Source organism: Furfurilactobacillus cerevisiae, from assembly GCF_048961765.1.
GTDB classification, from domain to species: domain Bacteria; phylum Bacillota; class Bacilli; order Lactobacillales; family Lactobacillaceae; genus Furfurilactobacillus; species Furfurilactobacillus milii_A.
This window is the reverse complement of the sequence record NZ_CP185253.1, coordinates 1,543,250-1,555,309: the sequence shown is the minus strand read 5'-3', so window position 1 is coordinate 1,555,309 and position 12,060 is coordinate 1,543,250. Positions and strand designations below refer to the sequence as shown.

Annotated in this window: 11 protein-coding genes; 3 read left to right on the top strand and 8 right to left on the bottom strand. The window is 44.1% G+C overall.

Features of this window, described 5'->3' with window-relative positions:
- Positions 1 to 159 precede the first annotated feature (159 nt).
- Positions 160 to 1,002, bottom strand: a complete 843-nt coding sequence (locus ABUE36_RS07390) for a DegV family protein (RefSeq protein ID WP_421016485.1) — start codon at positions 1,000 to 1,002, stop codon at positions 160 to 162.
- A 196-nt stretch (positions 1,003 to 1,198) separates the two neighbouring features.
- Between ABUE36_RS07390 and trhA the strand changes: the two genes are divergently transcribed.
- Positions 1,199 to 1,840 carry a PAQR family membrane homeostasis protein TrhA gene (gene trhA / locus ABUE36_RS07385; protein ID WP_161001275.1) on the top strand — a complete coding sequence of 214 codons (642 nt, stop codon included), beginning with the start codon at positions 1,199 to 1,201 and terminating at the stop codon, positions 1,838 to 1,840.
- A 66-nt stretch (positions 1,841 to 1,906) separates the two neighbouring features.
- On the opposite strand, the gene ABUE36_RS07380 is transcribed toward trhA, so the two are convergent.
- From ABUE36_RS07380 to ABUE36_RS07365, 4 genes are all read right to left on the bottom strand, one after another.
- Positions 1,907 to 2,410, bottom strand: a complete 504-nt coding sequence (locus tag ABUE36_RS07380; protein ID WP_161001274.1) for a dihydrofolate reductase — start codon at positions 2,408 to 2,410, stop codon at positions 1,907 to 1,909.
- Positions 2,411 to 2,446: 36 nt separating this feature from the next.
- Positions 2,447 to 3,397 carry a thymidylate synthase gene (locus tag ABUE36_RS07375; protein WP_421016484.1) on the bottom strand — a complete coding sequence of 317 codons (951 nt, stop codon included), beginning with the start codon at positions 3,395 to 3,397 and terminating at the stop codon, positions 2,447 to 2,449.
- A 61-nt stretch (positions 3,398 to 3,458) separates the two neighbouring features.
- Entirely contained in the window at positions 3,459 to 5,375 is a 1,917-nt protein-coding gene (locus ABUE36_RS07370; RefSeq protein ID WP_161001272.1) for an ABC-F family ATP-binding cassette domain-containing protein, read from the bottom strand.
- A gap of 63 nt (positions 5,376 to 5,438) precedes the next feature.
- Complete coding sequence (locus ABUE36_RS07365) at positions 5,439 to 6,674, bottom strand: CCA tRNA nucleotidyltransferase (protein ID WP_161001271.1); 1,236 nt, start codon at positions 6,672 to 6,674, stop codon at positions 5,439 to 5,441.
- A 133-nt stretch (positions 6,675 to 6,807) separates the two neighbouring features.
- Here ABUE36_RS07365 and ABUE36_RS07360 point away from each other — a divergent pair, with 133 nt between their 5' ends.
- Both ABUE36_RS07360 and ABUE36_RS07355 read left to right on the top strand, forming a co-directional pair.
- Positions 6,808 to 7,683, top strand: coding sequence for a YitT family protein (locus tag ABUE36_RS07360; protein WP_421016483.1), 876 nt, complete (start codon positions 6,808 to 6,810; stop codon positions 7,681 to 7,683).
- A gap of 31 nt (positions 7,684 to 7,714) precedes the next feature.
- The gene (locus ABUE36_RS07355) at positions 7,715 to 8,548 is read left to right on the top strand and encodes a site-specific integrase (RefSeq protein WP_161001269.1); all 834 of its coding nucleotides are present in this window, start codon (positions 7,715 to 7,717) and stop codon (positions 8,546 to 8,548) included.
- A gap of 72 nt (positions 8,549 to 8,620) precedes the next feature.
- Here ABUE36_RS07355 and ABUE36_RS07350 read toward each other — a convergent pair whose 3' ends face one another.
- The 3 genes from ABUE36_RS07350 to der form a co-directional block, all read right to left on the bottom strand.
- The gene (locus tag ABUE36_RS07350; RefSeq protein ID WP_421016482.1) at positions 8,621 to 9,901 is read right to left on the bottom strand and encodes a tetratricopeptide repeat protein; all 1,281 of its coding nucleotides are present in this window, start codon (positions 9,899 to 9,901) and stop codon (positions 8,621 to 8,623) included.
- Between the two features lie 274 nt (positions 9,902 to 10,175).
- Positions 10,176 to 10,451, bottom strand: coding sequence for an HU family DNA-binding protein (locus ABUE36_RS07345; protein WP_017261921.1), 276 nt, complete (start codon positions 10,449 to 10,451; stop codon positions 10,176 to 10,178).
- Between the two features lie 238 nt (positions 10,452 to 10,689).
- Positions 10,690 to 12,000, bottom strand: coding sequence for a ribosome biogenesis GTPase Der (gene der, locus ABUE36_RS07340; protein WP_421016481.1), 1,311 nt, complete (start codon positions 11,998 to 12,000; stop codon positions 10,690 to 10,692).
- Positions 12,001 to 12,060: the final 60 nt, after the last annotated feature.

Here is a 12,060-nt window from a genome sequence, read left to right as displayed (position 1 = left end):
AATTGATTTTTTGGACGCTTGCAAACTAATAAAAAAGTTGAGGGCTAATTTCCGAAACCACCGGGAATCAGGCTCAACCAACTCGTTTTACTGACAATTAGTTGACCAGAAGAAATAACTGGCCTGAATAAACAGTACTAATAATTTCGATGATGCTGTTTAGTCTGTGTAATACATTAATGCAAAGGCACCTTGACCTGCATGCGTTGCAATGATCGGCACCGTTTGTCGAACAACGACCGGTACGTTAGGAAACAGCTCATGAACGTGACTAGCAATTTTTTCGGCTGTTTCTGGCGCACCAGCATGGGAAACACCGATACTAGCAATATGACCAGCCTTCTGCATCTCTCCATAGGCCATGTCCAAAAACTTCGTAATGGCCTTCATGCCGCGACCTTTTGTGGTAACTTCAATCTTGCCGTCAATCACTTCTAAACCAATTTTGATGTTTAACAAATTAGATACCAACCCAGCAGCACGGCTAATACGGCCACCTGCAACTAGATTATCCAGTTTAATCACACCCATGAACAGACGTGAGTGATCACGAACTTCAATCGTTTTAGCCACAATTACATCAGGGGTAGCTCCGTTTTCGGCAGCTTCAGCGGCAGCTAACACTTGGAAAGCCAAGCCCCGGTCCGTCGTTTGCGAATCTACAACCTTAACGTGTGTAGACGTTAATTGTGCCGCCTGACGCGCAGCATCAACAGTTCCCGAAATTGATTCCATCATCGTAATGCAAACAACCTCTGAACCATCCTTACCTAGTTCGTCAAACAAGTCGACAAATTTTCCCAAAGGCGGTTGACTCGTCTTAGGCAACGTATCTGCATCAATCATTTTTTCCATAAATTGTTCATTGGTGATGGTTTCCCGTTCCACGTACACGGTACCATCAATCATAACTGACAGTGGGACGATGTTAATGTGATGCTCTTTAATTTCATCCTCGGTTAAACCAGCTGATGAGTCAGTTACAATTTTTACATTAGCCATAGCTCGAAATCCCACGCTTTCTAAAATCTACTCTGCACTGTTTTGAATGAGCATGCTACAATGTAGAGCATGAATGAATAAGTGTTACAAGTATAACAAACTTTGCCACTAATTTCATAAAACAGCGGGTTTCTTTGCTGATTTTATACTTTCGCAAACAACTACGGAAACCCACTGAACTGTTAGGAGTTTTAACATGCAACAACAGCATTCACGTACATATACCATCGTCAACGAAATTTTTAATGCGATCACTCACGGAATTGGATTTGGACTGGCCATTGCCGGCTTAGTGATCTTAATTATTCGTGCCGTCCACACTGGCTCTTCTTTGCGAGTCGTGACGTTTACGATCTATGGCAGTATTTTAATCCTATTCTACCTATCATCGACCTTGTTTCACGCCCTCGTGTTTACAAAGGCGAAACACGTCTTTCAGGTGTTTGACCACAGTGCCATTTACTTGTTAATTGCAGGTACGTATACGCCGTACAGCCTATTGGTTATTCGAGGCGTTCGGGGATGGATCATTCTCAGTGTTATCTGGGTCATGGCGATTGCCGGCATTGTCTACAAATCTATTTGGTTAGGCCGGTTCAACATTGTCTCTACAGTTATTTACGTCGTCATGGGTTGGATGTGTCTGTTTGCCTTTCCCCAGTTATATCACGGCCTAGGGCTTACCGGTTTTTGGTTGCTCGTCGGTGGTGGCGTAGCATTCACAGTTGGTGCGATTATTTACAGTTTCAAACAAATCCCGTTTGGTCACGTCATTTGGCACCTATTTGTTATGTTTGGTTCAGCCCTCATGTATTTCTCGATCTTGTTTTACGCTTAAATGCGTCGACAAAAAATGCTATGTAAGATTCACCATCAATCGGATAGTGACGCTTACATAGCATTTTTATTTACTTACGCCGTGTGGACGACGAACATACGTTAGAAACGCGTACGGCCACCGATTCTTATCGTCAGCCTCATGCGTCTCAGTGGATTGCAGTGTCCAATCATCTAAGTTGACCGCTGGCATATACGTATCACCGTCAAACGTCGCGTCAATTTTTGTAACTAGCAACCGATCTGCCATTGACATCAGTTCTTTATATAAACGAACACCGCCAATCACAAACAACTGGTCATCTGGATGATGCGTAATCCAATTAGCTAATTCAGCTAAAATGGGAAATAACAAAATTCCCGGCTGCTCAGGTAAAGTTGACGACAACACAAGGTTCTTTCGGTTTGGTAACGGCTTGCCTAAGGACTCAAACGTCCGTTTACCCATAATTACCGCGTTGCCCGTCGTCTGTTGACGAAAGTAACGGGCATCAGCTGGTAAATGCCATGGCAACTGGCCGTTCCGACCAATTAGATGATGCTGATCTTCGGCCCAAATTAATGTAAGCAAAACACAGTCACTTCCTGTCAAAAGTTAGTCATGCGTCTAAACGGCAACGGGTGCCTTAATTGCAGGCAATGGATCGTAATCCTTTACCTTAATGTCGTGCATGTCGTAATCAAAGATACTGTCTTTTTCATCATTGAGCCATAATGTTGGGGCTTTTCGCGGCGTCCGGGATAGCTGTTCCTTAACCTGGTCCAAATGATTGAGATAAATGTGCGCATCCCCAAGCGTATGAACGAACTCACCCACTTGTAAGTGACATTCTTTCGCGATCATTGAGGTTAACAAGGCGTAACTGGCAATGTTAAACGGCACGCCTAAGAAGATATCACCTGAACGCTGGTACAGCTGACAGGACAACTTGCCATCTGCAACATAGAATTGAAACAGTGTATGACACGGTGGCAAAGCCATGGTAGGCACATCCTCCGGATTCCATGCCGACACAATCAACCGCCGTGAATCTGGATGTTGTTTGATCATATTGATGACATTTCCTAGTTGGTCAATTGTTTCACCCGTGGATGTCTTCCATTTGCGCCACTGCGCACCGTACACCAGACCGAGCTCACCATATCGTTTAGCAAACGTATCATCATGCAAAATCTGATCGTCAAAATGCTTTTTTTCTGTTTGATAACGTTCATTAAATTCTGGATCGACTAAGCTGCGGCGACCAAAATCCGTCATGTCAGGTCCCTTGTAATCCGCACTGTCAATATAGCGTTGAAAGGCCCATTCGTCCCAAATATGATTCTTGTGTTCGAGTAAGAACCGAATGTTAGTATCGCCATGCAAGAACCAGAGTAACTCACTTTTTATGAGTCCAAACGGCACTTTTTTGGTCGTCAATAACGGAAAGCCCTCGCTTAAATCAAACCGCATCTGGTAACCGAACGTTGACTTGGTTCCTGTGCCAGTCCGATCCGACTTAACGGTGCCGTGTTCATAAACATATCGTTCCAGTTGTAAATACGCGTCTTCCAGCATATCTTTGCTTCCTTTCACCTGATGCCTAAGCGTTAACGTCATGATAGTTCAAATAAAGCATTTATTCAGAAACAAACTGACTTAAATAATCCCAACGTTCCATGGCTTTGGTCAGTTCCGAATCAGTCTCTTCAAATTGTTTTTGCAAATCGGCCAATTTACCATAGTCGGCGCCGTTCTCATTCATCTGAGTACTAATTGCGGATTTTTGTTGCTCAAGATCATCGATTTTGCCTTCGATGCCATCCCATTCTTTTTGTTCTGCATACGTTAACTTATGTTTAGTCTTTGTTTGCAGTTCATCGGTCACGGCAGCTTCATCTTGCTTAGCAGATGACTCACTTGTTGATACTTTTTCGTCATGTTGACGGGTCTCAGACTGTGCCTGCTGTTGCAAGTAATCGCTAAATTGACCAATAAAATGATCAATTTGGCCATGCCCATCAAACACAAGTAACTGGTCAGCAATCTTATCCAAGAAATAACGATCATGTGAGACCGTGATAACGGTGCCAGCAAATTTGCTGAGGTAATCTTCAAGGACAGTCAACGTTCCAATATCCAGGTCATTGGTCGGTTCATCTAGAAAGAGTACGTTTGGCTGTTCCATTAGTAACTTCAACAGGTACAGTCGCCGTTTTTCGCCACCGGACAATTTGCGGATTAACGTGCCATGCATAAACCGTGGAAACAGGAACTGCTCCAACAGGTTGGTCGTACTAATCTCGTTGCCATCTTTATCGGTCACGGTTTCCGCTACTTCGTTCAGGTAACTGATGACTCGTTTATCACCTGGAATTGGCTCAGTTTGCTGTGTGTAGTAGGCAAGCTTGACGGTCTCGCCGATTGTAACCGTGCCACTATCAACTGGCAAACGTTGTGCCAACACGTTTAGCAAACTAGTCTTGCCGGCCCCATTAACCCCGGTAATCCCAATCCGATCACCTGCCTGAATCAACAAGTTGAAGTCATTCAATAGTTTATGATCGCCAAGTTGCAAATTAACGTGTTTGGCAATGATCACTTTCTTACCCAACCGTTGCTGACCCAAGTTAATGTCAACATCCTGGTCAACCTGTAAGGTATTGAGATTGTCTTTCAAGTCATTGAAATGATTCACCCGCGCCTGCTGTTTTGTGCTACGCGCTTGCGGGGATGTGCGCATCCATGCGAGCTCTTTTTTATAGAGTTGTGACTGCTTGCGGTCGGCTTCCACTTCGTGCTCAACGCGTTCTGCTTTTTGCCCAACAAACGCCTGATAATTACCTTGATATTCGTAAAGCTGTCCAAACGACAGTTCAAAGATTCGCGTTGCCACGGCATCTAAAAAGTAACGATCATGCGTAACCACAAGAACAGCACCACGATAACTGGCCAAATACTTTTCCAGCCAGTCAATGGAATCAAAATCCAAGTGGTTCGTAGGTTCATCTAGCAGCAACAAATCCGGCGCTTGAATCAACACTTGCGCTAAGCCTACCCGTTTACGCTGACCACCAGACAATGTTTTAACCTGTTGATCCAAGTCGGTAATATGCAATTGCGTCAAAATGGTTTTGACGTTACTTTCGGCCAGCCAAGCGTCTTCCTGATTCATTTTTGCTTCAGCCCGAGTGTAACGAGCTAACGCCTTTTCATCTTCTGGGTGCAAACTATATTTGGCCAACGCTTGCTCATATTCACGAATGGTTGCAAATACTGGCTGCGCACCGGCGAACACCGCTTCCATAACGGATAACGAATCATCCAAGTCAGGAATCTGCCGGAGATAACTGATCCGGTAATCATTTGGTGTTTCAATTGTGCCGGAGTCCTGAGGGTCAACACCAGCAATCGTATTCAAAAGAGATGTTTTGCCACTACCATTTGTGCCAATCAGGCCAATCCGGTCATTTTCACCAATTAAAAAAGAAATCTTATCAAAAAGTGTTTTTTCACCGTAGACACTCGTTAATGCCTCTGCTCGTAATGTCTGCATGATTTATTTTTTGTCCGTCCTATCTCTAACAGTTGTCACTGGCAACTTACGCCAGAAGCAATCTCATTTTTTCGTTGAGGTGTCGTTTTTTGCCAGGATCTTATCCTGAACATATTTCAACAATTCGGCGGCCTCATTATTAAGTTCACCATCAATAACGGCATTTTGAATTTTTTGCAGCGTTTCACCAACTGCAGGACCAGGCGTTAAACCGGCTTTTTTGATTAAGTCAGCGCCGCTCAGCGCAAGGTCATGCGAATCCTTGATTGGTAGCTCATTATAAACACTCAGCCACTCGTTTGGATCATCTGGACCATAGCCACTCATGCGGGCAACATTGGTGCCTGCAGCGATTGTATCTGGCGTCATAGCAAACAACAATTGTTTGGTAACACCATGATACTGTTGTGCATATGCCAAATGAAGCGCCTGATTGGCCGCCTTGATGATATGATTGGCTGTCTTCCATGCTTGCAAGAACTCCACCGTGTCTGGATATGACAGCCCTAAATGAAATGCCACCATCGCCCAAACTTCAACTTCATCTTTAGGTGCTAATGCCGGTACCGTCGCAATCGTGGACAAATCGATCGTATGCCCCACCAAACCAGGACAATAGTCTGCCAATGTCGTTTGAATCATCATAGACAGGCCACGATATGCTGCTTTCCCTAGCATCATCCGCACAAACTCATCATGAATCCGTTCAACCGCAATTTGACTCAACAAATGCGCGTGCGTGTGAATAGCTGCCAACGTTTTATCTTCAATTTTAAAGTTCAATTGACTAGCAAAACGAACGGCGCGCATCATGCGTAGTGCATCTTCACCGAAGCGTGCTTCCGGATCACCGACGGCACGGATAATGCCAGCCTTCAGGTCACTTAATCCGTCGAACAAATCAATAACTTCGCCATCTTGGCGCAGAGCCAGCGCATTAATTGTGAAATCACGGCGTTTAAGGTCATCTTCCAAGTGGCGAACAAATGTCACTTTATCTGGCCGGCGATAATCTTGATAACCAGATTCTGTCCGAAAGGTTGTTGTTTCATAGCCAGTTCCGTGATCCAAAATCATGACGGTGCCGTGTTCAATACCGGTATCTACCGTCCGTTTGAATAATGCCTTTACTTCTTCTGGGTACGCACTAGTGGCAATGTCCACATCGTGAATTGGTTTGCCTAAAATTGTGTCTCTCACTGAACCACCCACAAAGTAGGCTTCATAACCAGCGGCTTCGAGCGTTGCCAAAATGGGTTGTGCACCCACAAATTCTCGCGGCAATTGTGCTAAACGCATGTTATGCCATCCCCTCATTAACTATTTATCACCCATTCTAGCAGAAATATGGCATTGATACACTATGGCTAAACTTCAACTGGTCTGCTATCTTTAGTGATAGTAAAATATTCACGGATCATTGGGGGCCATAATGAGACAAGATGAAACGATGCGGTTACGCGATTTTATATTTATTGCTCTGGGCGCAGCACTATACGCTTTTGGGTTAGTTTACGTTAACATTGTGAACAGGCTAGCCGACGGTGGCGTTGCCGGGATTTCATTAATATTACGGGCATTACTTAATTTGAATCCTGCTTACACTACGTTTGCCATCAACGTACCATTGTTATTGATTGGCTGGCGTTTATTGGGTCGACGTTCGTTTGTATACACCGTTTTCGGGATTTCCATGCTATCTGTATGGCTGTGGGTGTGGCAACGGGTGCCCATTGCCATCAATATTCACCATGACTTGTTCATTGCGGGTGCGTTGGCCGGCATTATGGGTGGTTTCGGCTGTGGTTTAGTTTATCGTTCCGGTGGCACACTGGGTGGTACCGACATCATTGCCCGCATTTTTGAAAAGCAAAGTGGCGTGCCGATGGGGCGTAGCCTCCTGATTCAGGATGTCGTGGTGTTATCAGCGTCATTGGTCTACATTGACGTTGTGCACATGATGTACACGTTGTTGTGCTCGTTTGTATTCACGCAAATTGTTAATTTCACCCAATCTGGCGCCTATGCAGCTCGCGCCATTATGATTATGAGCGACAAAAATGAGGAAATTGCAACAGCCATCATCGCTGAACTCCAACGTGGGGTAACTTATCTGAACGCCGAGGGTGGCTTTACGAATACGCCACGAAAGATGCTCTACTGTGTCATCAGTCCGCGAGAGGTCCAGACGATGCGACGAATTGTAGAACGGATTGACGATCATGCCTTTATGTCGATCTTACCCGTGCAACAAAACATCGGTGAAGGATTCTCATATAAAGTGGTCAAACGCCGTTCGCTTTTCTAAATTTTAATTCTCATGTATTTAAAGGACATTTATGACTAATCAAGTGTATCCGTACCAAACAGAATTTGAAGCTCATTTAAAGCAAAGTGGTTTAGCAACAACCACTATCAATCAGTATCACGGGGATTTACGAGCACTTTTTGATTACTTGATGCAAAACAATACTGGCTTTGCGACAGCACCGAAATTAACCAATATCTTCGAGCACGATGTTCAAGATTATTTGAGCTATCGCCTAGCACACCACACTATTAATCCCAACACCTACAACAAGTTGCTGTCTCATCTAAATAATTACTTTAAATGGGCTTTTGGACATCACCTCATGCAAGAATTGCCAACTTTAACGATGCACGGCAAAACATTGGCAAAGCCTACAAAGGTGACAGTCAAGTGGCTAGATGAACTGGGTGAAATCGTCGAAGACGGTCAATTGAGCTTTTACACACGACTCAGTTTGTTACTCATTAATCAGGGATTTACAGCTGCTGAATTTTTACAACCAGGTTTTTACAAAACATTCGCCACATTACAATGGAAACCGTTTGAGCGGCAATTTATCCGTGCCTACCAGCACTTTATTGCGCCATTGCAAACAAAACAGCAATCACAGGACCTATTTTTAAAGCAACGCCTCGACCTAGAACACTCCCAGCTGACTTTACCCGCGCTGCATAAGTACTTGGACGCTGATGAAGAGCGCCTGGGATTCTCACTTTCGCCGCGTGCGTTGCATCAAGCCTTTATTATTGTATATCTACAACGTCACCGTCATGACGACAATCAAACGCTCTCACAGGCGTTACGATTGACGCCACAAAGTTTGCGTTATTATCAAGAACTACAGCAACAGATTCAGGCATAAGAAAAGCGATTCATCAACATGAGACCACCTATTGAGGTGTCATCATTCGATGAATCGCTTTTTAAATTATTTTTAGTAACCTTGGTCTTCGTAATCTTCTAATGCTGCAACCATTTCTTCGTCCTCCGGTTGCAACTTCAGATAGTTCCGCAGCAAATTAACCGCAACTTCAGGTTGCCCCTGCTCACGGTAGAAGAAGAATGCCGGCTTTAAAAAGTCAGGATTGTCTTCAAAGTAAGGCCGTGCTGCATCATAGTAAGTTTGCGCTTCTTCATTCTTTTCCAAACGAACGTAAGAAACCGCCAAATTCCAGTACACTTGTGGATCAACTTGGTCACGCTGAACGTACTGAGTTGCCAAATCCACATTTGCTACATCATGATGAGCCTGAACATACAAGTTGCTCAACTGGATCATGAGCGTCTGATTATCAGGATCCAGTGCTAGCCCACGTTTGAGGTAGTCCTCAGCAGCTTCATTTTCCTGCAGTTTAAGCGCCAAATTCGCCGCTAACCCAAAGAGGTCCTGGTTATACTCATCGACACCTAAACCCTCTTGAGCGACCTTATAGGCTGCCTCAACCTGATTATCATCAGACAGTGCACGGGCGAGATACGGATACAGTGACGAATACGACGGATCCTCGTCATGCAACTGTTCAAATGTGTGAATCGCCTTTTGATTATCCTTAAGTTGCGTATACACAAAACCAAGTTGAAAACGGACGTCCGGTGTCATATCGGCTGTATGAATCTGCTCAAGGTAACCAACCGCTTGTTCAAATTTACCGGAATTAGCATAAGCAACCCCAATGCGAGAAACCAAATCTACGTCTTCCATCTTTGGAATACCACGTTTGATCAAATCCAAATAATAGTTAATTGATTTTTGATATTCACGCATCATGAAATAGAATTCACCAAGTGCAAACAGCACCACCGGTTCATCTGGGGCAATTTTTTCTGCCGTTAACAATTTTTGTTCGCTAACTTCAAATAATTCCTCTGATTGATATAGGTCAGCCGCCACTAACAGGCTTTGTAGATACGCGTCAGAATCTGGCGAGACGGCATCCAAATAATTAGTTGCAGCGTCCGTGTCACCCTCGTCAATCGCAATGTCGGCCAAACTCGTTCTCAGTTCGTCCTCGTCTGGATACTCTTTTAATAATTTTTCATAGATCCGTTGCGCCTTTTTATTGAAACCTAGGCCATATAATTGTTCAGCCAAATTATACAAAGTGTCGTCATCATCTTTACGCAATGCCCACGCAAATAATTTATTTGATTTATCTACCTGACCACTTTGCAAAGCATCGAGCATTTGAACCGAATAACTATCCGTCTCACTCATGTTTCGGCCTCCTCATAATTCTTAATATCGACATATTATTGTACCCTTATCCGACGTTTAACACCAGCAAACGCACTGATAGTGTTGCGTTAATAGTGCGAGTATCGGCGCATCAACCAGAAACGCCGTTCCCTTGGATCGGTCTCATGGCAACATTCGATTTTGACAACCGCAAACGCTAATATAATCACTATCTCAAACAAACTATGACAATTAGTTTGAGCAAAGAAAAAGGACCCGGATTTCTCCGAGTCCTTATCCATCAAGTAATAAATTACTTAACGGCATCCTTTAAAGCTTTACCTGGCTTGAATGCAGGTACCTTGCTTGCTGGGATTTCGATTTCTTGCCCAGTTTGTGGGTTACGGCCCTTACGAGCAGCGCGTGAACGTACTTCGAAGTTACCAAAGCCGATCAATTGCACCTTGTCGCCCTTAGCTAAGCTCTTTTGAACTGAGTCAAAAACTGCATCAACAGCCTCGGTTGCTGATTTCTTGGTTAAACCAGTTGCTGCTGCAACATCGTTAACTAATTGTGCCTTGTTTGCCATGTGAGATTTCACCTCCGGATTTGGGCTTAGACGTTTAATTATGTAAACATCTAGTAGCCATCTCTGAGTGGTCCAGAAACGGCGAAACAATAACGGTCAACCGCATCATTTCAACATTCAATTTACCACACAGACATCGTTTGAACAAGCAAAAAAGTGCATTCTTCCTTGTTAAATCAATGTTTCTGGCCATTTTTATAATGAAAGTGATTGAATCGTTCTAATTTGACTGATGCAACTACTTTCTTTGACGCGGAATTAGGTGAATTGGCGTCCCCGTAAAGTCGAACGCCTTACGAATTTGATTCTCCAAAAAACGCTGATATGAGAAATGCATCAGTTCCGGATCATTAACAAAGAAAACAAATGTCGGTGGCTGAATTGCAACTTGGGTGACGTAATAAACACGTAACCGACGTCCATTTTGTGTCGGTGTCGGTGTTGTTGCAATTGCATCAGTAATCACGTCGTTTAATGTTGAAGACTTAATCCGTTTGCGATGGTTCTCGTTAACCTGCTTAATTAAGGCTGGCAACTTGTCCAAACGTTGATGTGTCTTTGCAGACACGTAAACAATCGGTGCATAGTCCAAATACTGGAACTGGTCACGAATCTCTGCTTCAAAGTTAGCCATCGTGTAATCGTCTTTGGTTAACGTATCCCACTTGTTAACAACGATGATAATCGCACGACCAGCTTCATGTGCGTAACCGGCAACGTGTTTATCCTGCTCGCGGATGCCTTCTTCAGCATTCAAAACGACCAGCACAACGTCGCTCTTGTCGATGGCACTCATTGCGCGCATGACCGAATAACGTTCTGTGTTTTCATAAACCTTACCGCGTTTACGAAGCCCAGCGGTATCAACCATGGTGAACTCATCGCCATCGGGATCTGTAAACTTCGTGTTAACGGCATCACGAGTAGTACCGGAAACATCCGAAACGATGACCCGATCTTCACCCAATAAAGCATTCACAATGGATGATTTGCCGACGTTAGGCCGACCAATCAAACTGAATCGGATACTGTCATCCTCATCGTTAGCTGCATCAGTTGGAAATTCTTTAACCACTGCATCCAATAAATCGCCTAAACCGGTCCCATGAGCACCAGAAATTGGGTATGGATCGCCAAATCCAAGTGTATAAAAATCATAAATTTGTTGACGTTGTTCTGGATTATCGGCCTTGTTAACAGCTAATAAGACCGGCTTATCAGCTCTGTATAAAATCTTTGCGACCTGTTCGTCCTCGTCGGTGACACCTTCTACTGCACTCGCCAAAAAAACGATTACGTCAGCTTCATCAATCGCAATTTCTGCCTGTTCGGTGATTTGTACACTAAACGGTTGATCTGACAGATCAATCCCGCCAGTATCAATCAAATTAAAGTGACGACCGAGCCACTCAGCAGATGAATAAATACGATCACGGGTAACTCCCGGCGTATCTTCCACAATGGAAATTCGGTCACCAACTAAACGGTTAAAAATAGTGGATTTCCCGACGTTTGGTCGGCCAACAATGGCCACTGTTGGATTAGACATAGCTTTCCTCCTGTTCTTGTTCAATATCGTGTCCTAGTGTACGCAATTGTCACGTATTTC